This window comes from Klebsiella sp. A-Nf5, assembly GCF_002810545.1.
Lineage (GTDB): Bacteria > Pseudomonadota > Gammaproteobacteria > Enterobacterales > Enterobacteriaceae > Klebsiella > Klebsiella variicola.
Genome location: NZ_PIOG01000117.1, coordinates 18,706 through 40,601, shown reverse-complemented (window position 1 = coordinate 40,601; position 21,896 = coordinate 18,706). Strand labels below are relative to the sequence as shown.

The 21,896-nt window shown below is 58.6% G+C and carries 18 protein-coding genes and 1 pseudogene; 5 read left to right on the top strand and 14 right to left on the bottom strand.

Going from position 1 to position 21,896, the window contains the following annotated elements; genetic code table 11:
• Nucleotides 1–64: 64 nt before the first annotated feature.
• Complete coding sequence (iscR, locus tag CWM53_RS11235) at nucleotides 65–556, bottom strand: Fe-S cluster assembly transcriptional regulator IscR (RefSeq protein WP_012540866.1); 492 nt, start codon at nucleotides 554–556, stop codon at nucleotides 65–67.
• A 229-nt stretch (nucleotides 557–785) separates the two neighbouring features.
• A complete protein-coding gene (gene trmJ / locus CWM53_RS11230; protein WP_032740250.1) occupies nucleotides 786–1,520 on the bottom strand; it encodes a tRNA (cytosine(32)/uridine(32)-2'-O)-methyltransferase TrmJ in 735 nt (244 codons plus the stop codon).
• A gap of 120 nt (nucleotides 1,521–1,640) precedes the next feature.
• Here trmJ and suhB point away from each other — a divergent pair, with 120 nt between their 5' ends.
• Nucleotides 1,641–2,444: an inositol-1-monophosphatase gene (gene suhB, locus CWM53_RS11225; protein WP_074387855.1), complete on the top strand. Its 804-nt coding sequence runs from the start codon at nucleotides 1,641–1,643 to the stop codon at nucleotides 2,442–2,444.
• A gap of 46 nt (nucleotides 2,445–2,490) precedes the next feature.
• Here suhB and CWM53_RS11220 read toward each other — a convergent pair.
• The 3 genes and pseudogenes from CWM53_RS11220 to CWM53_RS11210 form a co-directional block, all read right to left on the bottom strand.
• Nucleotides 2,491–3,328, bottom strand: a pseudogene (locus CWM53_RS11220) (hypothetical protein).
• A 99-nt stretch (nucleotides 3,329–3,427) separates the two neighbouring features.
• A complete protein-coding gene (locus CWM53_RS11215) occupies nucleotides 3,428–4,408 on the bottom strand; it encodes a nickel/cobalt transporter (protein WP_100730307.1) in 981 nt (326 codons plus the stop codon).
• On the bottom strand, nucleotides 4,399–5,037 hold the full coding sequence (locus tag CWM53_RS11210) for a DUF1007 family protein (RefSeq protein WP_074387852.1): 639 nt from the start codon (nucleotides 5,035–5,037) through the stop codon (nucleotides 4,399–4,401). Before CWM53_RS11210 ends, CWM53_RS11215 begins: the two co-directional genes overlap by 10 nt.
• A gap of 124 nt (nucleotides 5,038–5,161) precedes the next feature.
• Here CWM53_RS11210 and csiE point away from each other — a divergent pair, with 124 nt between their 5' ends.
• Nucleotides 5,162–6,439 (top strand): stationary phase inducible protein CsiE, encoded by a 1,278-nt coding sequence (csiE, locus tag CWM53_RS11205; RefSeq protein WP_074387851.1) that lies wholly within the window; start codon nucleotides 5,162–5,164, stop codon nucleotides 6,437–6,439.
• Here csiE and CWM53_RS11200 read toward each other — a convergent pair.
• The gene (locus tag CWM53_RS11200) at nucleotides 6,436–7,572 is read right to left on the bottom strand and encodes a 3-phenylpropionate MFS transporter (RefSeq protein ID WP_074387850.1); all 1,137 of its coding nucleotides are present in this window, start codon (nucleotides 7,570–7,572) and stop codon (nucleotides 6,436–6,438) included. The genes csiE and CWM53_RS11200 overlap by 4 nt on opposite strands.
• Before the next feature lie 299 nt (nucleotides 7,573–7,871).
• Here CWM53_RS11200 and CWM53_RS11195 point away from each other — a divergent pair, with 299 nt between their 5' ends.
• A complete protein-coding gene (locus CWM53_RS11195) occupies nucleotides 7,872–8,294 on the top strand; it encodes a DoxX family protein (protein ID WP_012540860.1) in 423 nt (140 codons plus the stop codon).
• A 55-nt stretch (nucleotides 8,295–8,349) separates the two neighbouring features.
• Here CWM53_RS11195 and glyA read toward each other — a convergent pair whose 3' ends face one another.
• Entirely contained in the window at nucleotides 8,350–9,603 is a 1,254-nt protein-coding gene (gene glyA, locus CWM53_RS11190) for a serine hydroxymethyltransferase (protein ID WP_061153655.1), read from the bottom strand.
• 325 nt (nucleotides 9,604–9,928) lie between these two features.
• Here glyA and hmpA point away from each other — a divergent pair, with 325 nt between their 5' ends.
• Complete coding sequence (gene hmpA / locus CWM53_RS11185) at nucleotides 9,929–11,119, top strand: NO-inducible flavohemoprotein (RefSeq protein WP_100730308.1); 1,191 nt, start codon at nucleotides 9,929–9,931, stop codon at nucleotides 11,117–11,119.
• Between the two features lie 74 nt (nucleotides 11,120–11,193).
• Here the strand turns inward: hmpA and glnB are convergent, their stop codons facing one another.
• The 6 genes from glnB to CWM53_RS11150 all read right to left on the bottom strand — a co-directional run bounded on the left by glnB (nucleotide 11,194) and on the right by CWM53_RS11150 (nucleotide 19,724).
• Complete coding sequence (gene glnB, locus CWM53_RS11180; protein ID WP_002914032.1) at nucleotides 11,194–11,532, bottom strand: nitrogen regulatory protein P-II; 339 nt, start codon at nucleotides 11,530–11,532, stop codon at nucleotides 11,194–11,196.
• 65 nt (nucleotides 11,533–11,597) lie between these two features.
• On the bottom strand, nucleotides 11,598–12,935 hold the full coding sequence (gene glrR / locus CWM53_RS11175; protein ID WP_100730309.1) for a two-component system response regulator GlrR: 1,338 nt from the start codon (nucleotides 12,933–12,935) through the stop codon (nucleotides 11,598–11,600).
• A complete protein-coding gene (qseG, locus tag CWM53_RS11170) occupies nucleotides 12,922–13,608 on the bottom strand; it encodes a two-component system QseEF-associated lipoprotein QseG (RefSeq protein ID WP_012540858.1) in 687 nt (228 codons plus the stop codon). Before qseG ends, glrR begins: the two co-directional genes overlap by 14 nt.
• Nucleotides 13,609–13,637: 29 nt before the next feature.
• Nucleotides 13,638–15,059, bottom strand: coding sequence for a sensor histidine kinase (locus CWM53_RS11165; protein WP_074387847.1), 1,422 nt, complete (start codon nucleotides 15,057–15,059; stop codon nucleotides 13,638–13,640).
• A 591-nt stretch (nucleotides 15,060–15,650) separates the two neighbouring features.
• Nucleotides 15,651–19,538, bottom strand: coding sequence for a phosphoribosylformylglycinamidine synthase (purL, locus tag CWM53_RS11155; RefSeq protein WP_100730310.1), 3,888 nt, complete (start codon nucleotides 19,536–19,538; stop codon nucleotides 15,651–15,653).
• 54 nt (nucleotides 19,539–19,592) lie between these two features.
• Complete coding sequence (locus CWM53_RS11150; RefSeq protein ID WP_074387845.1) at nucleotides 19,593–19,724, bottom strand: phosphoribosylformyl-glycineamide synthetase; 132 nt, start codon at nucleotides 19,722–19,724, stop codon at nucleotides 19,593–19,595.
• Here CWM53_RS11150 and mltF point away from each other — a divergent pair.
• Nucleotides 19,714–21,330 (top strand): membrane-bound lytic murein transglycosylase MltF, encoded by a 1,617-nt coding sequence (gene mltF / locus CWM53_RS11145; RefSeq protein WP_074387844.1) that lies wholly within the window; start codon nucleotides 19,714–19,716, stop codon nucleotides 21,328–21,330. The genes CWM53_RS11150 and mltF overlap by 11 nt on opposite strands.
• Here the strand turns inward: mltF and tadA are convergent.
• The gene (gene tadA / locus CWM53_RS11140) at nucleotides 21,327–21,836 is read right to left on the bottom strand and encodes a tRNA adenosine(34) deaminase TadA (RefSeq protein WP_210726768.1); all 510 of its coding nucleotides are present in this window, start codon (nucleotides 21,834–21,836) and stop codon (nucleotides 21,327–21,329) included. The two genes, mltF and tadA, sit on opposite strands and share 4 nt — an antisense overlap.
• Between the last annotated feature and the right edge of the window lie 60 nt (nucleotides 21,837–21,896).

The window sequence follows — 21,896 nt, the reverse complement described above, 5'->3', positions numbered from 1 at the left end:
CGTTGTCCCGACCGTTTCGTGCTGCCTCGCCCTGTCAGCGGCAGTCCGAAACGGGACGGGTCACTCAGGCGCGCAGTTTAACGTCGATCGCGTCCTGGGTGCGCGCATTGCGCTGGGTTTCGTGCTGATGCTGACGACCGGACACATCAAGGATTTCCTGGTTATTCACCAGTTCACCCAGGGTGATATTGTTCAGGAAGCCGGTCAGGCGTTCGCTCAAATCGCGCCACAGCGCGTGAGTCAGGCATTTATCGCCGCCCTGACAGCCGCCTTTGCCCTGGCAACGGGTCGCGTCAACGGATTCGTCTACCGCGCTGATCACTTCGCCAACGGCGATGCTGCTGGCATCTTTACCTAACAGATAACCACCACCTGGACCACGAACGCTGGAAACCAGGCCATTTTTACGCAGGCGAGAGAACAGCTGTTCCAGATAGGAAAGCGAAATTCCCTGACGCTCTGAAATATCTGCCAACGGTACCGGGCCCGTTTCAGAGTTGAGCGCAACGTCAAGCATCGCGGTCACGGCATAACGCCCTTTAGATGTCAGTCTCATGTCTTACTTAACCTCAAACTCGCCCCTGGCCGGGCTTTTTATTAATATGGGTATTGCATAGCAGGGGCAAGTCTGACATTCCCGAGTAATTTGGTCAACTATTTACTTGACTGTTTTAGTCAGGTATTTGGCTTTCCGTGCCGTTATTGATTTAGAGCCGCTCCCGGGCTACAACAGCGATGTAGATTCGTAGGCCGGATAAGCGAAACGCCATCCGGCGTTAACACGCTTACTTACCTTTATTCTGCTGCTCAATAGACGCCAGCATCCCGCGCAGGATGTTCAGCTCCTGGCTTTCCGGACGCGCGCGGGTGAACAGACGACGCAGCTTGTTCATCACCTGCCCCGGATGATTCGGGCGGATGAAGCCCGTCGCCAGCAGCGTCTGCTCAAGATGGCCGTAGAAACGCTCCAGATCGTCCACCAGCGGGTACGGCGCCTCTTCATGGTCAACCGACGGCTGCGCCTGCTCCTGCGTCGCCAGCCAGGCCATCCGCACTTCATAAGCAATAACCTGCACCGCCATCGCCAGGTTCAACGAGCTGTACTCCGGGTTCGCGGCGATCGCCACGTGGTAGTGGCACTTCTGCAGCTCTTCGTTGGTCAGGCCAACGCGTTCGCGGCCAAAGACCAGCGCCACCGGCGCATGCTGACCCTCGGCGACGCTTTTCAGGCCGCATTCGCGCGGATCGAGCATTGGCCACGGCAGTGTGCGGGAGCGCGCGCTGGTACCCACCACCAGGCTGCAGCCCGCCAGGGCTTCATCAAGGGTATCGACGATCTGCGCATTGCCGATCACATCGCTGGCACCCGCGGCGAGGGCTATCGCCTGTGAGTCGGGTTTGACCAGCGGGTTGACCAGCCACAGGTTAGTTAAGCCCATGGTTTTCATCGCGCGGGCTACAGAGCCCATATTGCCGGTGTGGGAGGTTTCTACCAGTACGATTCGAATATTTTGCAGCATTATGGTTCTTCGGCTAAAGATTATTCGGGCATGCTACCATAAAACGGAGACATAAGCAGATTTCGCTGTTATTATATGCGCCGTTTTTTCCCGTTCTTTAACATCCAGTGAGAGAGACCGATGCATCCGATGCTGAACATCGCCGTGCGCGCAGCGCGCAAGGCGGGTAATTTAATTGCCAAGCACTACGAAACGCCAGACACCGTAGAAACCAGCCAGAAAGGCAGCAATGATTTTGTGACCAACGTCGATAAAGCCGCCGAAGCGATTATTATCGAAACCATTCGCAAATCTTACCCGCAGCACACCATTATCACCGAAGAAAGCGGTGAACACGCTGGTGAAGATCAGGATGTTCAATGGGTTATCGATCCACTGGATGGCACCACCAACTTCGTTAAACGTCTGCCGCACTTCTCTGTTTCCATCGCCGTACGCATCAAAGGCCGTACTGAAGTCGCGGTGGTTTACGATCCCATGCGTAACGAACTGTTCACCGCGACCCGCGGCCAGGGCGCACAGCTGAACGGCTACCGTCTGCGCGGCAGCAACGCTCGCGACCTCGACGGCACCATCATCGCTACCGGCTTCCCGTTCAAAGCGAAGCAGCACGCGACCACTTACATGAATATTCTTGGCAACCTGTTTACCGAGTGCGCCGACTTCCGTCGCACCGGCTCCGCCGCGCTGGATCTGGCCTACGTTGCCGCTGGCCGCGTTGATGGTTACTTTGAAATCGCCCTGAAACCCTGGGATTTCGCCGCAGGCGAGCTGATCGCTCGTGAAGCAGGCGCTATCGTTTGCGACTTCACCGGTGGCCATAACTACCTGCTGACAGGCAACATCGTTGCCGGTAACCCGCGCGTGGTGAAAGCGATGCTGGCGAATATGCGTGAGCAGCTGAGCGATGCGCTGAAGCGTTAATCTCTTACTGATGTCAAAAAGGAAGCCGCGGCTTCCTTTTTTTATGTCATTTTATCATGTTGAGGATCTGGCGAATCACCGCATTGCCGCCGATGCACAGCACCGTCAGGCCGCTAAACAAGGCCAGCGGTCCGCGCCAGCGCAGGCAGCCCTGCGGCCCCAGCCAGTGCCGGAGGCACAGCGCTATTCCCACCGTCGCCAGTCGAGCTAACAGCACGCCGACCATCGCCGGGATCAGCAGCAGCCATCCCCACAGCGGCAACTCGAACTGTTGCGCACTGAGTAAGATCCACACCAGCTGAAACGGCAGATAAAAGCTCAGGGCAAAGATCAGCGGAATGCGAATATTGCTTGCCGATGCGGAAACGCCTTTAACGCCGCGCCAGCTATCGCGCAGCAGTATTCCAGCCAGCACCAGCGTGGCCAGATAGCAGACGTCGTTAAAGATGCCCACGATCTGCATCAGCCGATAGCTGGTCAACTTCCCCATAAAAGCGAAACGCCAGAAAATGATCACCAGGAAACCGAACTGCAATATCCAGCTGCGCAGGATCCAGTCGACCATTTCCCGCGGCGAGGGCTGATTATGCACGGCCCAGGCAACAATGGGGCAGTTTACTGTGCCCGGGATGGCAAAAAGCCATGACGAAACCCGACAGCGTTAAGGTGGCGTAGGCCACCAGCGGGATATCCCCGATGCGCGACACCCCGAATCCCATGACATACGACATGGCGTGGTAGACGCGCACCAGATCTGACGGCCACCAGCTGGCCAGCACCGGAAACCAGTAGACGATCGCCAGCCCCGCCAGCAGCCCGGCGGCACCGGCGAAGCCATAATAAAACCGCCCGCTCTGCGCGGGAGAAACGATATTTGCGGCCATAGCGACTCCTTGTCATCCGCCGAAAAGCGGAAAACTAGAGCATCGCTTCACCAGCGGCAAGCACAGGCGCCCACTTTCGGATTTGCGCCCGGCGTCTGACTAAAACGGGCGGATCCCACCGCCGGCCGGGACCGCGGTGAACCACATCACTCCTGCCGCCGCCAGCAAAATCACGCCGCCGGCCAGCGCCAGCGTCAGCCAGCCCACCTGACGCCACAGCGGCGGCGCCTGGTGCTGACCCAGCTTCACCGCCAGCTGACGAAAACTGTGCACCAGCAACGCCAGCGCGGTGATGGTTAATGAGGTTCCCGCCGCCATCGCCAGCGCCGCCGCCATTCCCCAACTGAACACCCCGATCACCTTGCTGAACAGCAGCACCATGATCGCTCCCGAGCAGGGGCGCATGCCCATCGACAGGACGATCGCGGCGCGTGCCCGCCAGTCGTCGCCGCTCTGAAGCTGATCCGGCGCCGGGAGATGCTGGTGGCCGCAACCGCAGTGGTCATGATGCACATGATGCGGGGTAAAAGCGGTAAACCTTGGCCGGCTCAGCAGCCGATACAGCTTTTTCAACGCCCGCCAGCACAGCAGCAAGCCTAATGCGCCAACCAGCAGATAGCTGCCCTTCTCCAGCCAGAAACTGCTGAGATGCAGCTGGCGCGCCGGCAGCTGCAGCAGCGCCAGCACCACGACCACCAGCACGATGGCCACCAGCCCCTGTAATAAAGAGGCGGCCAGCGTCAGGTTAATGCTCGATTTCAGCTTCGAGGGATGGGTGGCGAGCCAGGTAGTTATGACAATTTTGCCGTGGCCGGGCCCTAAAGCATGCAGCACACCATAAACGAAACTGAACCCGAGCAGCGACAGGCCCGCCGCTGCCGGGTTCTCCGCCACCGCCTGCAGCAGGTGGCTGAGTTCCAGATTCAACGAGCGCTGCCAGACCGTGCTCTGCATCAGCACCAGCGGCCACGCCCGCCACAGCCACATGCCGCCGATGATGCTCACAGCCAGCAACAGCGCCAGCGGCCACAGCGCTTTCCAGCGCGAGGATCGCGCGCGCGGGGTAATAATTACTGACATGTCAGGGTCACCTTCTGAGCAAAATAGCTGCCCAGCGCCATATCCTCCGGCGGCGCATCCGCTTTATCCAGCGACTGGGCGTACGAGAGCATTTTGTCGTTCGGTTTTGGCGTCATCACCGTTGCCTTACAGGCGGCCCGCAGCGCGGCGGGCAGGGAAAAATCGCTATCCTTGTCATAAAACATGTCGACGTAGTAGGTCGGGTCAAAGGTGGAAAAGGTAAACGTCTGCCCGGCAACAGGTTGCGGCGTCGCCAGCGGCAGCATAAAGGTCAGTACCGCCTGCAGTCCGTCACGCTCGAGGCCATAGCCGTCGGGACGATTTTCAAATTTCACCCGCTGGCCGTTGTGCCACAGCTCGCTGAAATAGTGCTGGCCGAGCACGTTGGCCATCACCTCCGCCGCCAGCTTTTTCCATACTTCGCTGCCCGGTTTGGCGTTACCGGCATCATAGAGCAGATCCGATGAAGTAATTTCATCCATGGTCCAGCGCATTTTAAACCCGCTCAGCAGACCGTCTTTGACCACCGGCTCGCTCTGCAAACTAATGAAGCTATGCGGATGCGCGGCGGCTGAAAATGATAAAACCATGAAAAACGCCGCGCTGGTGCATTGTTTCACTCTGTTCATCTGTTCCTCACGTGAAAAATTCTGTGAACTTCACCAGCAATCCTGAGCTAAAGCGGGCGTTTCGCCCTGCCCCCGCCTCTGCCATTGTCTATTCTTAGCGAAAACCCTAACTGGAACTTACCAGATGATGACCGTCATTGAACCACCATCTGCGCTTTCCAGTCCACAGCGCCGTAGCCAGGTGCTCCTGATGTTTTATCTGCCCGGGCAGTCGGTGACGACTGAACGGCTTGGCAGGATCAACCTCGTTGATGAGTCCACGGCCCGGCAGGATATTGAGGAGACCGGACGCGAAATTCAGCGTTACCACCGTTTGACTCTCCGGTCACAGGTGGACGGCAGCTATCGGATTGAAGGCGCCGCGCTCGACCAACGTTTATGCCTGCTGCATGCGCTGCGGCGGGGGCTGCGCCTCTGCCCCCAATTCGTTAACCATCATTTTACCCCGGCCCTGAAAACGCAGCTTAAACAGGAAGGCATTGCCCGCACCTTATACGATGATACCAACCTGCAGGCGCTGGTGAACCGCTGCGCGCGGGCACTCAATCGTCAGTTTGACTGCCGCGATGTCCAGTTTCTGCGCCTGTATCTGCAGTACTGTCTGCTCGAGCATCACCGGGGATACTCTCCGGACTTCAATGATGAACAGCAGCGCTGGGCCCAGACCGCCGCCGAGTTTACCCTGGCGCAGGAGATTGTCCGCCACTGGCAGCGTCGGGTCGGCGCTCCGCCGCATGTTGGGGAGCCCTTCTTCCTCTCGCTGCTGTTTATGTTGCTCAAAACCCCCGACCCGGTCCGCGACGGTCACCCGCACGATCGCCGCCTGCGGCTGGCTATCTCCGGCCTGATCCATCGCTTCCAGGTCATCGCCGGCAGGGCTTTCAGTGATGAGCAGGGGCTGAGCGATCAACTCTATATTCATTTATCGCAGGCGTTGATCCGCAGCGTGTTTGCCATCGGCATCGACAGCACGCTCACGGAGGAAGTGAGTCGACTCTATCCTCGCTTACTGCGCACTACCCAGGCGGCATTGAGCGAATTCGAGGAGGCCTGGCATATCCGTTTTAATGAGGAAGAGACCGGCTTAATCGCGGTGATCTTTGGCGCCTGGCTGATGCAGAAAAGCGATCTGCACGAGAAGCAGGTGCTGTTGCTGACCGATGACAACCCGGCTATAGAAGAGGCCCTGGAACAGCAATTGCGCGAACTCACGCTGCTGCCGCTGAATATCAAATACCAGAGCGTGCAGCGCTTTCAGAAAGAAGGTGCGCCCAAAGGGGTGACGCTTATCGTCACCCCTTATGCGACGGCGCTACCGCTGTTTTCGCCGCCGCTGATCCACGCGGAAAACTGCTTCACTGAACGCCAGCAGCAGCATATCTGCGCGATGCTCGAAGACTAGGCCGCCACTGTTTTTGGCCGGATAACCAGCGCCGGGATCGTCAGCAGGGCCATCACCCAGAACACGCCCTGGTGCAGGTGCTGATAGAGGAAACCGGCGAAGACGGTCATGATGGCAATACTCCCGCCCATCGCCACCGCGGAGTAGACGGCCTGCAGGCGGATCACTTCGCTGCCCTGACGGGCGGCGATATAGCGCATCGCCGCCAGATGACACACCGTGAAGGTGCCGCAGTGAAGGATCTGCGCAAGGATGAGTCCCGGCAGCGCCGTGGTCCAGCCCATTAGCGTCCATCGGATCAGTCCGCAGACGGCGGAGAGCAGCAGCAGGTCGCGCGCGCTGAAGCGGCGGAACACCTTTTTACTCAACGCGAAGATCACCACTTCCGCCACCACACCTAACGACCATAGATAACCGACCGCCGAGGCAGAATAGCCGGCCTGCTGCCAGTAGATGGCGCTAAAGCCGTAGTACGCGGCGTGCGCCCCCTGCAGCAAACAGACGCAGGCGAGAAAGCGCCAGCTCTGGCGCACCAGCGTCAGCCAGGCCGTCAGTCCGGCCCCCTGTTGCTGGCGCGACTCCCCCTGGGGCATCACCGACGGCTTAAGCAACATACCGAGCAGCATCGAGGCAGTCCCCAGGCTTAACATCAGCAGGATCGCCCGGTAGTCAAACAGACTCACCAGCTTGCCAGTCAGCGCCGAACCAATAACGAAGGCAATGGAGCCCCATAGCCGCACCCGGCCATAGTCCATGGTGATCTGCTTTTGCCAGGTATTGGCCAGGGCATCCGTCAGCGGCACCAGCGGCGAAAAGAACAGGTTGAAGCCGATGATGACCGCCAGCAGCCATGCCACGTGGCTGCCGGCCCAGAAGGCCAGCGCGAAAAGCAAGGTTAACAGGGCCAGCACGCGCAACGCGGCAATGAGCCGGGAGGGGTCGCTGACCCGCGGGGCAATCAGCAGGCTCCCAAGAAAACGGGCCACCAGGCCGGCGCCAAGCAACAGGCCGATGGTTTCCGGCGTTAATCCGTTGCCTGCCAGCCAGACGCTCCAGAAGGGCAGAAAAATACCGTAGCTAAAAAAGTAGGTGAAATAACTGAGCGCCAGCCAGCGCGTGGAGTGCAAGACCATGATTTCCTCCCGAATGGTGGCGACAGTCTGGCGATAAACCCCATCTTGAGTAAACCGGTGTCTCACTCTCTATATGGAAGTTGAGTACATTTGTCTTTAAATCGTGACGCACATCACAGAGCGAGCACCATCCCATCGCCGGTTGTATAAATAAAATCCGATAACCGGGCATCAAAGTGCGAGCAACCCCGCAGCCAAATCCTGATGAAACGAAGCGCAACATTATTATTTTCTCACCGTGGCGGCGGGCAAATTTGTGTATTACGTTTAGATCACACTTCTCTCATAACGAGCTGATTATGAACACACTCCGCTATTTTGATTTTGGCGCTTCCCGCTCCTTGCTGCTGCTCATCGCCCGCATCGCCGTGGTGGTCCTGTTTATTCTTTTTGGTTATCCGAAACTGTTGGGCTTTGGCGGCACGGTGCAGTACATGGCCGCCTCCGGCGCGCCAATGCCGACGCTGGCGGCGATTATCGCTGTGATTATGGAGGTCCCTGCGGCGATCTTAATTGTGCTGGGCTTTTTCACCCGCCCGCTGGCGGTCATCTTTATTTTTTATACGCTGGGTACGGCGGTGATTGGCCATCATTACTGGGATATGACCGGCGATGCGGTATTGCCGAACATGATTAATTTCTGGAAAAACGTCAGTATTGCCGGCGCTTTTCTGCTGCTGGCGATTACCGGCCCCGGCGCGATTTCGCTCGACCGCCGCTAATCGGCAGACACAAAAAAGGCCGCAATCGCGGCCTTTTTTATTGCAACGTTAACGCTTACGCATAAACCGGGAAACGTGCGCAGATATCCAGCACTTTGCCTTTCACACGTTCAATGACGGCTTCGTCATTGATATTGTCCAGCACGTCACACATCCAGCCAGCCAGCTCTTTGACTTCCGCTTCTTTAAAGCCGCGGCGAGTCACAGCCGGAGAACCGATACGGATACCGGAAGTCACGAACGGGCTCTTCGGATCGTTCGGCACGCTGTTTTTGTTCACGGTGATGTTGGCGCGGCCCAGGGCGGCGTCAGCTTCTTTACCGGTCAGGTTTTTATCCACCAGGTCCAGCAGGAACAGGTGGTTCTCAGTTCCGCCAGAAACCACTTTGTAACCGCGGCTCAGGAACACTTCCACCATCGCTTTCGCGTTTTTCGCAACCTGCTGCTGGTAAACTTTGAACTCTGGCTCCATCGCTTCTTTCAGCGCCACCGCTTTCGCCGCGATAACGTGCATCAGCGGGCCGCCCTGCGCGCTTGGGAACACGGCAGAGTTCAGTTTTTTGTACAGCTCTTCGCTACCGCCTTTCGCCAGAATCAGGCCGCCGCGCGGACCCGCCAGGGTTTTGTGGGTGGTGGTGGTCACAACGTGAGCATGCGGAACCGGGTTCGGATACACACCCGCGGCAATCAGGCCAGCCACGTGCGCCATATCGACGAACAGGTAGGCGCCGATGCTGTCGGCGATTTCACGCATTTTTGCCCAGTCAACGATACCGGAGTAAGCCGAGAAACCACCGATGATCATCTTCGGTTTGTGTTCCTGAGCCTGCTTCGCCATGTCGTCATAGTCAATTTTACCGGACTCATCAATACCGTAAGGGATGATGTTGTACAGTTTGCCGGAGAAGTTAACCGGGGAGCCGTGAGTCAGGTGGCCGCCTTGCGCCAGGTTCATACCGAGCACGGTATCACCCGGCTGCAGCAGCGCGGTGTAGACCGCAAAGTTAGCCTGAGAGCCGGAGTGCGGCTGGACGTTAGCATAGTCAGCGCCGAACAGTTCTTTCGCGCGGTCGATAGCCAGTTGCTCAACCACGTCGACATATTCACAGCCGCCGTAGTAACGCTTGCCCGGATACCCTTCAGCATATTTGTTGGTCAGCTGAGAGCCCTGCGCCTGCATGACGCGCGGACTGGTGTAGTTTTCGGAGGCGATCAGTTCGATGTGCTCTTCCTGACGTACTTTTTCCTGCTCCATAGCCTGCCACAGTTCGGCATCATAATCGGCAATGTTCATTTCACGCTTTAACATCCGCATCTCCTGACTCAGCTAACAATAAAATTTCGGCCTAAAAAGGCGGTCCGATTGGACAACGGCCCACAGTATAACCTAATCATTCTGTGATAACAGGTCTTGACAAAGGATTTTACGCAAACGATTGGCTCCGCATGATACAAGGCTTTGAGCAATAACGTCTCTCTCATTATCAACGGATTTCTTTTCAGGTTTGTGATGCAAATTCTTCATGTTGTAACGGCATCGGGGCTAAGTGTTAAAGAACCATTTACATAGCAGGGTTATTTCTATAAGATGCATTTAAAATGCATCAATAAGATAACACACAAGGAAGCACGCTATGCTCGACGCTCAAACCATCGCCACGGTCAAAGCCACCATCCCCCTGCTGGTAGAGACCGGCCCAAAGCTCACCGCCCATTTCTACGATCGTATGTTTGCGCATAATCCGGAGCTCAAAGAGATCTTCAACATGAGCAACCAGCGCAACGGCGATCAGCGCGAAGCGTTATTCAACGCCATTGCCGCCTACGCCAGCAATATCGATAACCTGCCCGCCCTGCTGCCGGCGGTGGAAAAAATCGCCCAGAAACACACCAGCTTCCAGATCAAACCGGAGCAGTACAACATCGTTGGCAGCCATCTGCTGGCGACCCTCGATGAAATGTTCAGCCCGGGTCAGGAAGTGCTTGATGCCTGGGGGAAAGCTTACGGCGTGCTGGCGAACGTCTTTATCGGCCGCGAAGCCGAGATTTATCAGCAAAACGCCAGTAAAACCGGCGGTTGGGAAGGGACCCGCGCGTTCCGCATCGTGAAGAAAACCCCGCGTAGCCAGCTCATCACCAGCTTTGAACTGGCGCCGGTCGACGGCCAGCCGGTCGCCGATTACCAGCCGGGGCAGTACCTGGCCATCTGGCTGAAACCGGAAGGCTTCGAATATCAGGAAATTCGTCAATACTCTTTAACCCGCAAAGCAGACGGCAAAGGCTACCGCATCGCGGTAAAACGTGAGGACGGCGGTCAGGTTTCCAGCTGGCTGCATAACCATGCCAGCGAAGGCGATGTGGTCTATTTAGCCGCGCCGGCGGGGGACTTCTTCCTTAACGTTGAACCGCAGACGCCGGTCACCCTGCTCTCCGGCGGCGTCGGGCAAACGCCGATGCTGGCGATGCTGGATGCGCTGGCGAAGAGCGGTCATCAGGGTCAGGTGAACTGGTTCCATGCGGCGGAAAATGGCGACGTTCACGCCTTTGCCGATGAAGTGAGTGCGCTTGGCGCGGCGCTGCCGGCGTTTACCTCTCACGTGTGGTATCGCAACCCGAGCGAAGCCGACCGTCAGACTGGACGTTTTGATAGCGAAGGTTTGATGGATTTAGCGGCAGTGGCGGACAATATTCGCGACCCGCAGATGCAGTTCTATCTCTGCGGCCCGGTAGCGTTTATGCAGTTTGCAGCGAAGCTGCTGGTAGAATTAGGGGTTAATAAAGACAACATTCATTACGAATGTTTCGGCCCGCATAAGGTCCTGTAAGCCCCGACGACGCGGGGATTTGTAGGCCGGGTAAGCGCAGCGTCACCCGGCAATACTGCAGCGAGCGGCGAGAGTTAAATCGCCGCGTCGTCTTCTTCACCGGTACGGATACGAATGACCCGCGCGACGTCGAAGACAAAGATCTTGCCGTCGCCAATCTTGCCGGTCTGCGCCGTACGGATGATGGTATCGACGCAGGTATCGACGATATCGTCAGTCACCACGATTTCAATTTTCACCTTCGGCAGAAAATCCACCATGTACTCCGCACCGCGGTACAGCTCGGTATGACCTTTCTGGCGGCCAAAGCCCTTCACTTCCGTCACCGTCATCCCGGTGATGCCGACTTCGGCCAGCGCTTCACGCACGTCATCCAGTTTGAAAGGTTTAATAATCGCATCAATCTTTTTCATGGTGTTCCTGTCTTAGTCGCGTAACCGGTTGCTTACCGTATCATAACTTGCGCTATGTTGCGGAGCTACTCTTTAAAGTCGTTGGCGTCGAGCTCATGGCGCGACAGCAGTTTATAGAATTCGGTGCGGTTGCGCCCTGCCATCCGCGCGGCGTGGGTGACATTGCCTTTAGTAATTTGCAGCAGCTTGCGCAGGTAGTTCAGCTCAAACTGATTACGCGCCTCCACGAAGGTCGGCAGCGCGGTATTCTCTCCTTCCAGCGCCTGCTCCACCAGCGCGTCGCCGATCACCGGCGACGAGGTCAGGGCCACACACTGCTCGATCACGTTCACTAGCTGGCGCACGTTACCCGGCCACTTGGCGGCCATCAGCCGCTTCATCGCATCGCTGGAAAACGCCCGCACAAACGGCTTATGGCGATCGGCGGACTGGCGCAGCAAATGATTAGCCAGCAGCGGGATATCCTCAGCCCGTTCGGAAAGCGGTGGGATCTTCAGATTCACCACATTGAGGCGGTAAAACAGATCTTCGCGGAACTCGCCGCGGGCCATCGCCTTCGGCAGGTCGCGGTGGGTGGCGGAGATGATCCGTACGTTGATCTCGATATCGCGGTTGCTGCCCAGCGGACGCACCTTACGCTCCTGCAGGACGCGCAGCAGCTTCACCTGCAGCGCAACCGGCATATCACCGATCTCGTCGAGAAACAGCGTACCACCCTCAGCGGCCTGGAATAATCCTTCACGGTTACTGACCGCGCCGGTAAAGGCGCCCCGCGCATGGCCAAACAGTTCGGATTCGAGCAGCTGTTCCGGCAGCGCGCCGCAGTTGATCGCCACGAACGGTTTATCATGACGCGGGCTGGCGTTATGGATCGCCTGGGCGACGATCTCCTTCCCGGTCCCGCTCTGGCCGTTAATCAGCACGCTGACATCCGATTGCGCCACCATCCCGGCCTGCTCAAGCAGACGCAGCATCAGTGGGCTGCGGGTTACAATCGCCTGGCGCCAGGCTTCGTCGGTGGCCGGCGAGCGCTGCTCAAGCGCCTCATCAATGGCTTTATACAAGGCATCTTTATCGACCGGCTTGGTCAGGAAGCTGAACACCCCCTGCTGGGTCGCGGCCACGGCGTCGGGAATCGAACCATGGGCGGTGAGAATAATCACCGGCATGCCGGGCAGCCCTTTCTGGATCTCGCTGAACAGCTGCAGGCCATCCATTTCATCCATCCGCAGATCGCTAATCACCAGATCCACTTTCTCACGCCCCAGCACGCGCAGCGCTTCCGGCCCGCTCTCGGCGGTGACCACGCTGTAGCCTTCGCTGATCAGGCGCATGCCCAGCAGCTTCAACAGTCCCGGATCGTCATCCACCAGCAGCAAACGCGCCGGTTTACGGATCGTCATGGATCACCTCCGGCACTTTTTCGCTGCCGAAATTGCCGCCCGGCTTGCGGCTGGAGAGCTGACGCTCAATATCCGTCAGGTTCTCCAGCTTGCGGGTGGTCAGCTCCAGCTGTTCGCGCAGCGCCTGCTCCTGCTGTCGCAGCGTCTCCAGTTCGCTATCGCTGGACTGCTGAAGCTTCGCGTAACGGGCACGCTCTTCCACCAGCTGCAGCTGACGGGTCTGGCCGTCGCGCCAGAGCTGATACAGCGGGCGGACCTGAACGGCGATTTGCGGGCTGAAGGTATCGAGACGCGCCACCAGGTCGCGACGCTCGTCGGGAGTAATTTTGGCATCAGCAAGCAGGATGCCGCGACGGAACGCGTCCTGCCAGCTATCGTCGGTATGGCGTTTCGCCTCCGCCCGCGCCTGCGCCGGTGCGAGGCGATCGGCACAGTCAATGCCCCGCAGCCAGTAGAGGGGATTTTTGTCGCTGGCATCGCTGCTGTGCGCCCAGATGTCCGCGCAGTCTACCGCGACAAAATCGGCCACCTGATGCTGCGCCTGCCCGGAGGCGGCGGTACCTTCCGCCGTATGCGGTGAAAAGCCGGCGGAACACCCCGCCAGCGTCAGACAAGCAATGCCTGAAAGCAGCCATCCGCGAAGGGAACGGCGCCAGGCCAGGAATTGGGACATAGTTCCCCGATATCGATTCATAAGTTGGATTATTCCGGCGCTGAGGGAAGCGTAATGCGAAAACAGACCTGCCCAGCGGGCGCGTCAACTAAGCTGAGCTCCCCTTGCATCTGCCGGACGCAGTCGCGGGCGATACTCAACCCCAGCCCACTGCCCTTAACGGCCCCTTTACGCTGGTGACTCCCCTGGTAAAAAGGCTCGAAAATCATATTCTTTTCCGCGGCCGGGATCGGTTCGCCGCTGTTGGCGACATCAATACGCACCTGCTCTCCGTGCCGGTAGCTGTGGATACGGATGTTACCGGATTCAGCGCCATAGTGCACCGCATTGGAGTAGAGATTATCCATTACGCTTATCAATAGCGCAGGCTCTGCCAGGCAACGCCGCGCCTGCAGCGTCAGTTCAGTATGCATCAGTTTAGCCCGCGCGGGCAGGCTGTGCGCCGCCACGACGTTTTCCACCAGTTCCACCAGGTCCACTTCTTCGCGTGTCACCGGCCCGTCGGCCTGTTTTCGGTTGTAGTCCAGCAACTGTTCAATCAGCTTTTGCAGGTTACGACTACTGCTGTCGAGGATCTCGACGATCTCCTGCTGCTCAGGGGTCAGTGGCCCGGCGACCCGGTCGGCCAACAGCTCGGTACCTTCACGCATACTGGCCAGCGGGGTTTTCAGCTCATGCGACAGATGACGAAGAAATTGATGCCGCTGCGACTCCAGCCACGCCAGGCGTTCGCTGAGCCAGATGATGCGCTTGCCCACCGAGCGCAGCTCGCGCGGGCCGGTAAACAATGCGGCGTCGTCCAGCGACTTCCCTGCCCCCAGCTGATTGATCATTCTTTCTATGCCTTTCACCGGGCCGATAATCATGCGGGTGAAGAGCAGCACCAGCGCCAGGCTCAGCAGAAACAGCACCAACGCCTGCCAGCCGAAAAACTGGCCGCGTTCGGCAATCTCCTGCTGCAGCTGCTGGCCGCGGGAATAGACGACTGCCCGGGTCGCCTGCACCATATCGCTGTTATTGCTGGCGAAAACTTCCAGTCTGGCGGCCGCCTGGGCATCGGGGCCGCTATTTTTACATTGCAACTGCGCCAGATCGCTGACGTCCTGACGCAACGCCTGCCAGAGTTTCTCGTCCGGTAGCACGCCGGCATGGGCATCCAGCATCTGGCTGTAGCGCTGTCGCTGATTCTGATACACCCGCGCCAGCGTCGGATCGTCCAGCACGCAGTACTGGCGATAGCTGCGCTCCATCTCCAGCGCGGCATTGATCATCGCCTCGCTGCGTCGGGCATCGACCAGCGTAGTGCGGTTGATATGCGCCGCCTGGGCGCTAAGGGCATTCAGGCTCTGCCAGGCCTGCCATGCCAGCACCAGTAACGGCAGCAGGATCAGCACAAAGGAGAGCGTCACCAGCTGACGCAGCGAACGGGGAAAAAGAGAGAGTCGCTTCAAGGATGTTGTCTCAATCATTAGCTCTGGTCGATGCTAACTGAGGAGCGCGCCAGAGAAAAGGGCTACCGCTGACTGCTGCGCCGCAGAAACAACAAAGCCAGGCGCAAGGCCTGGCTTTGTTCAGGAATGAGGCGGTGCCTTACTCGACGTTTCGCCCGATGTCTGATAAAGCCAGGCTATTATCAGGAGTTGGACGGCAGGCACCTGTTTGTGCGTCATTCGAAGTTTATGTAGCGCGTCCCGAAGGGGCTGACATAAGAAGGTGAATGAGCCACTGGTTAATATTATGCATGAACTATGCCATCTTTCAAAACATTTTATTAACACACTGATATTTATGATATTAGTTCAATATCATCACCCAATCAGAGCTGTGCGCTTTTTATTCACACTGTCGCCAATTGACGACGCTAAATAAGCGCTTAATCACTCATCAATTAAATCAATAACTTAAATGTCTCCTATTAGAGACACCATAACATAGCGGTTGTCGGCAATTCCCGACACCCTGGCGTGCCGGCCATCACAGATAAAAAAAGCCCCCTGCCTGAGCAGGGGGCCGATACGTCCGCGTGACACGCTGCGGGGAGATTAACCCAGCTGTTTACGCGCGTTACGGAAGATACGCATCCACGGGCTGTCCTCGCCCCAGTTCTCCGGGTGCCAGGAGTTGCTTACGGTGCGGAAGACGCGTTCCGGGTGCGGCATCATGATGGTCGCGCGCCCGCTTTCGCTGGTCACCGCGGTGATACCGTTCGGGGAACCGTTCGGGTTCGCCGGATAGGTTTCGGTCACTTTGCCGAAATTATCCACGAAGCGCAACGCCACCAGACCTTTGCTCTCCAGCTGGGCCAGATGCGCGCTGTCGCGCACTTCCACCTGACCTTCGCCGTGGGAGACCGCAATCGGCATCCGTGAGCCAACCATGCCTTCCAGCAGCAGGGATGGGCTTTGCGTCACTTCCACCAGGCTAAAGCGCGCTTCGAAGCGGTCAGACTGGTTACGCACAAAGCGCGGCCAGAGGTCGCTGCCCGGGATCAGTTCACGCAGGTTGGACATCATCTGACAGCCGTTGCACACGCCGAGCGCCAGGGTCTGCGGACGGTGGAAGAACGTCGCGAACTCATCGCGCACGCGCTCGTTGAACAGAATCGACTTCGCCCAGCCTTCACCCGCGCCCAGCACGTCGCCGTAGGAGAAGCCGCCGCAGGCCACCAGGGCATGGAAATCACCCAGACCGGTGCGGCCCGCCAGCAGGTCGCTCATATGCACGTCGATGGCGTCAAAGCCGGCGCGATGGAAGGCTGCCGCCATTTCAACGTGGGAGTTCACCCCCTGCTCGCGCAGGACGGCCACTTTCGGACGCGCGCCGGTGACAATGTACGGCGCCGCAACGTCGTCATTAATATCAAACGAAAGCTTCACATTGAGGCCCGGGTCGGCGTCATTGGCTTTCGCCTCGTGCTCCTGATCGGCGCAGGCCGGGTTGTCACGTAGGCGCTGCATCTGCCAGGTGGTTTCCGCCCACCACATACGCAGCGTGGTACGGCTTTCGCTAAACACCGTCTGACCGTTGGCAGTCAGCACAAAGCGATCGCCCTCAACCGCTGTACCGAGGTAATGCACGCAGTCTGCCAGACCGTTAACCGCCAGAATGGCTTCCACCGCCTCACGGTCTACGGCACGTACCTGGATCACCGCCCCCAGCTCTTCGTTGAACAGCGCGGCCAGACGGTCGTCGCCCAGCGCGGCGATATCTGCTTCCAGGCCACAGTGGCCGGTAAAGGCCATTTCCGCCAGGGTCACCAGCAGGCCGCCATCGGAGCGGTCGTGGTAGGCCAGCAGTTTACGCTGCGCCACCAGAGCCTGCATCGCATCCCAGAAGCCTTTCAGCTGAGCAACATCACGCACATCAGCTGGCTTGTCGCCGAGCTGGCGATAGACCTGCGCCAGGGCCGTCGCGCCCAGCGCGTTGTGGCCTTTACCGAGGTCGATCAGCAGCAGAGCGTTATCTTCTGTAGAAAGCTGCGGCGTGACGGTATGACGAACATCTTCGACACGGGCAAAGGCGGAGATCACCAGCGACAGCGGGGAGGTCATCTCGCGCTGCTCGCTGCCTTCCTGCCAGCGGGTTTTCATCGACATCGAGTCTTTGCCGACTGGAATGGTCAGGCCCAGCGCCGGACACAGCTCTTCGCCGACCGCTTTCACTGCCTCATACAGGCCAGCGTCTTCGCCCGGGTGGCCAGCGGCGGCCATCCAGTTAGCCGACAGCTTCACGCGGTTCAGCTCGCCAATCTGCGTGGCGGCGATGTTGGTCAGCGCTTCACCGACGGCCAGACGGCCAGAGGCCGCGAAGTCCAGCAGGGCAACCGGGGCGCGCTCGCCCATCGCCATCGCTTCACCGTAGTAGCTGTCGAGGCTGGCGGTGGTTACCGCGCAGTTGGCCACCGGGATCTGCCACGGGCCGACCATCTGGTCGCGGGCGACCATGCCGGTCACCGTACGGTCGCCGATGGTCACGAGGAAGGTTTTCTCGGCCACCGTCGGCAGATGCAGAACGCGATTTACCGCATCGGCAAGGGTAATCGGTTGGCGATCCAGCGCGCTGCCCTGAGCTTTCAGGGTCTGCACGTCGCGGGTCATTTTCGGCGTTTTGCCGAGCAGGACGTCCAGCGGCAGGTCGATCGGCTGATCGTTAAAGTGGCTGTCGCTCAGGCTCAGGTGCTGCTCAGCGGTAGCTTCGCCGATAACGGCATAAGGCGCGCGTTCGCGGCGGCACAGTTCGTCGAACAGCGGCAGTTGCTCCGGCGCGACCGCCAGGACATAACGTTCCTGCGATTCGTTACACCAGATCTCCAGCGGGCTCATCCCTGGCTCATCGCTGAGAATATCGCGCAGCTGGAATTTACCGCCGCGGCCGCCGTCGCTCACCAGCTCCGGCATGGCGTTGGAGAGACCGCCCGCGCCAACATCGTGGATAAAGAGGATCGGGTTGGCGTCGCCCAGCTGCCAGCAGCGGTCGATCACTTCCTGACAGCGGCGTTCCATTTCCGGGTTGTCACGCTGTACGGAGGCGAAATCGAGGTCGGCATCGGACTGGCCGGAGGCCATAGAAGACGCCGCGCCGCCGCCGAGGCCGATGTTCATCGCCGGGCCGCCCAGCACGATCAGCTTCGCCCCGACGGTAATCTCGCCCTTCTGCACATGCTCGCCGCGGATGTTGCCGATACCGCCGGCCAGCATGATCGGTTTGTGGTAGCCGCGCAGCTCTTCGCCATTGTGGCTGGTGACTTTCTCTTCATAGGTGCGGAAGTAGCCGTTCAGCGCCGGACGACCAAACTCGTTGTTAAACGCCGCGCCGCCCAGCGGGCCTTCGGTCATGATGTCCAGGGCCGTGACAATGCGGTCCGGTTTACCGAAATCTTCTTCCCACGGCTGCTCGAAGCCCGGAATACGCAGGTTGGAAACCGAGAAACCCACCAGGCCCGCTTTCGGCTTCGCGCCGCGGCCGGTGGCGCCTTCATCACGGATTTCGCCGCCGGAGCCGGTTGCCGCGCCCGGCCATGGAGAGATGGCCGTCGGGTGGTTATGGGTTTCCACCTTCATCAGAATGTGCGCCGGCTCCTGATGGAAGTCGTAGCGCCCGGTCTGGTGGTCAGCAAAATAGCGCCCCACTTCAGACCCTTCCATCACTGCGGCATTGTCTTTATAGGCCGACAGGACGTAGTCCGGCGTTTTTTCGAAGGTGTTTTTGATCATTTTGAACAGCGACTTCGGCTGCTGTTCGCCGTCGATGATCCAGTCGGCGTTGAAAATCTTGTGGCGGCAATGCTCAGAGTTCGCCTGGGCGAACATATACAGCTCAATATCGTTCGGATTGCGGCCCAGACGGGTAAACGCATCCTGCAGGTAGTCAATTTCGTCATCTGCCAGCGCCAGCCCCAGACGGAGGTTGGCGTCAATCAGCGCCTGGCGGCCCTCGCCCAGCAGGTCAACGCTGGTGACCGGCGTCGGCTGATGGTGGGCAAACAGCGTCTCGCCCGCTTCCAGGGCGTCGAAGACGCTCTCCATCATGCGGTCGTGCAGTTCCGCCGCCACGGCGGTCCACTGTGCTTCGGTCAGGGTTGAGGCTTCAACGTAATACGCCACGCCGCGCTCCAGGCGCACGACCTGAGTCAGACCGCAGTTGTGAGCGATATCGGTAGCTTTAGAAGACCAGGGAGAGATGGTGCCAGGGCGAGGGGTCACGAGCAGTAATTTACCGGTCGGGGTATGGCTATTTAAGCTCGGGCCATACTGAAGCAGTCGCGCCAGGCGCTCGCGATCGTCAGCGCTCAGCGGAGCGTTCAGATCGGCAAAATGAATATACTCGGCATATATGGCGCTTACCGGAAGGTTGGCCGCCTGAAATCGTGCCAGCAGTTTATTGATACGGAATGCCGACAGTGCAGGTGAACCACGCAAAATTTCCATCATAAGTCTCTCGTCTTCGAAGCTTTCAGGGTGAGCCAGGGGGGGAAACGGGCGTCATTATAGTGAATCCTGCGCCCCGACGAAACCGTTTGCGTAGAAATAAAATGATTCATCAGCTTTATCAATAAATGTGACGACCATCGCGAATAAGTTGCCAACTGGCGCATTCTTAAGCAGAATGCCGCTCATTCAACGACAACCTTGCGTTTTTTCCGGACATCGCCTGCTGAGGAACTTGAAGCTGCAGAAGATTAACGCTCTGAAAAAATTAAAGATTAATTATCTGCTGATCGGCATTGTCACCCTTTTGCTGGCGGCGGCCCTGTGGCCGTCAATCCCCTGGTCCGGCAAACCCGAGAACCGGGTGGCGGGCATTATCGCTCGCGGCGAGCTGCGCATCAGCACCATCAACTCGCCGATGACCTTCGCCACCATGAACAATAAAACGTTCGGTCTGGATTATGAACTGGCGAAACAGTTTGCTGACTACCTGGGCGTAACGCTTAAGGTAACCGTCCGGCAGAACATCAGCCAGCTGTTTGACGACCTCGACGACGGTCAGGCCGATATGCTGGCCGCCGGTCTGGTCTATAACCAGGAGCGGGTGAAAAACTACCAGGCCGGCCCCACCTACTATTCTGTTTCCCAACAGCTGGTCTATCGTGTCGGTAATATCCGGCCACGCACTCTCGCGTCGCTGACCGCCGAGCAGCTCACCATCGCTCCGGGTCACGTGGCGATCAACGACCTGCAGGCCTTAAAAGCGGAGAAATACCCGGATCTTGCCTGGCGTGTGGACGAGAAGCGCGGTACCACGGCCCTGATGCAGGCGGTGATTGACGGCAAACTCGATTACACCGTCGCCGACTCGGTGGCCGTCAGCCTGTTTCAGCGCGTCCATCCGGAGCTGGCGGTAGCCCTGGATATCACCGACGAACAGCCGGTCACCTGGTTTAGCGCCCGGGGCGAAGATAATTCGCTGTCGGCGGCGATGCTTGATTTCTTCAATAACATTAATGAAGACGGCACGCTGGCACGCCTGGAGGAAAAATACCTCGGCCACGGTAACGACTTCGATTACGTCGACACCCGCACCTTCCTCCGTGCAGTGGAGAATATTCTACCGGACGTGCAGCCGCTGTTTGAAAAGTACGCCCGCGAGATTGACTGGCGCCTGTTGGCCGCGATCGCCTGGCAGGAATCCCACTGGGATCCGCAGGCCACCTCCCCCACCGGCGTGCGCGGCATGATGATGCTGACGCGCAATACCGCGCAAAGCCTGGGGCTGACTGACCGGACCGATGCGGCGCAGAGTATCGACGGCGGCATGCGCTATTTGCAGGATATGATGGATAAAGTGCCGGATTCGATCCCGAAAGACGAACGCATCTGGTTTGCGCTGGCTGCTTACAATATGGGCTATGCCCATATGCTGGACGCCATGGCGCTCACCCGCAAACAAAAAGGCAATCCCAACAGCTGGGCAGACGTTAAGCTGCGTTTACCCCTGCTGAGCCAGAAGCCTTATTACAGCAAACTTAAATACGGCTATGCGCGCGGCCATGAGGCCTACGCCTATGTGGAAAACATCCGCAAATATCAGATAAGCCTTGTCGGCTATTTGTCAGAGAAGGAGCGCCAGCAACAGCAAACGCTGGCCCTGGCTGAGGATTACCCGGCCGTGCTGCCGAATGAACTCGAACAGCCGCAGGAGACTACACTGCCCTTTTTCAAGTTTCGCGCCGATAAGCAGATGGATAATGCCCGGTTAAAACTCCCCGGCCACCTGTATTAACCTTCTCCGGTCTGCTCCCGGGCTTTCTTCAGCGCTTTTTTCTCTTCCCGCCGCCAGCGAAAGAAGTCGCTCAGCATGGTAGAGCAGGACTCCGCCAGCACGCCTTCGCTTATTTCAACCCGATGATTCATTCCCGGATGGTGCAGGACATCTATCAGCGAGCCGGCGGCGCCGGTCTTGGCATCGCGGGCGCCAAAGACCAGACGGGCGATGCGGCTGTGCACCATGGCGCCAGCGCACATGACGCAAGGCTCCAGAGTCACGTACAGCGTGGCGTCGATCAGGCGGTAGTTTTGCAGCACCAGCCCGCCCTGGCGTAAAGCCATAATTTCCGCGTGAGCGGTGGGGTCGTGACGGCCGATCGGCCGGTTCCAGCCCTCGCCGATGACCTGGTTGTTATGCACCAGCACCGCGCCCACCGGCACCTCGCCCTCTTCCCAGGCGCGCTTTGCCAGCGTCAGGGCATGACGCATCCAGTATTCATCATTGATTTCGAGGTCAGACACAGCGGCCACTCCAGCAGAAAAAGCGGGGCGCATTATACATGGGCGCTATCAATTACACAC

Coding starts and splice junctions, on each gene's coding strand:
- glyA (WP_061153655.1), bottom strand. CDS start 9,603: ATGTTAAAGCGTGAAATGAACATTGCCGATTATGATGCCGAACTGTGG.
- glrR (WP_100730309.1), bottom strand. CDS start 12,935: ATGACGATCCGTAAACCGGCGCGTTTGCTGCTGGTGGATGACGATCCG.
- purL (WP_100730310.1), bottom strand. CDS start 19,538: ATGATGGAAATTTTGCGTGGTTCACCTGCACTGTCGGCATTCCGTATC.
- mltF (WP_074387844.1), top strand. CDS start 19,714: ATGCCGCTCATTCAACGACAACCTTGCGTTTTTTCCGGACATCGCCTG.
- suhB (WP_074387855.1), top strand. CDS start 1,641: ATGCATCCGATGCTGAACATCGCCGTGCGCGCAGCGCGCAAGGCGGGT.
- CWM53_RS11150 (WP_074387845.1), bottom strand. CDS start 19,724: ATGAGCGGCATTCTGCTTAAGAATGCGCCAGTTGGCAACTTATTCGCG.
- csiE (WP_074387851.1), top strand. CDS start 5,162: ATGATGACCGTCATTGAACCACCATCTGCGCTTTCCAGTCCACAGCGC.
- glnB (WP_002914032.1), bottom strand. CDS start 11,532: ATGAAAAAGATTGATGCGATTATTAAACCTTTCAAACTGGATGACGTG.
- CWM53_RS11195 (WP_012540860.1), top strand. CDS start 7,872: ATGAACACACTCCGCTATTTTGATTTTGGCGCTTCCCGCTCCTTGCTG.
- CWM53_RS11200 (WP_074387850.1), bottom strand. CDS start 7,572: ATGGTCTTGCACTCCACGCGCTGGCTGGCGCTCAGTTATTTCACCTAC.
- hmpA (WP_100730308.1), top strand. CDS start 9,929: ATGCTCGACGCTCAAACCATCGCCACGGTCAAAGCCACCATCCCCCTG.
- qseG (WP_012540858.1), bottom strand. CDS start 13,608: ATGTCCCAATTCCTGGCCTGGCGCCGTTCCCTTCGCGGATGGCTGCTT.
- CWM53_RS11215 (WP_100730307.1), bottom strand. CDS start 4,408: ATGTCAGTAATTATTACCCCGCGCGCGCGATCCTCGCGCTGGAAAGCG.
- iscR (WP_012540866.1), bottom strand. CDS start 556: ATGAGACTGACATCTAAAGGGCGTTATGCCGTGACCGCGATGCTTGAC.
- CWM53_RS11210 (WP_074387852.1), bottom strand. CDS start 5,037: ATGAACAGAGTGAAACAATGCACCAGCGCGGCGTTTTTCATGGTTTTA.
- trmJ (WP_032740250.1), bottom strand. CDS start 1,520: ATGCTGCAAAATATTCGAATCGTACTGGTAGAAACCTCCCACACCGGC.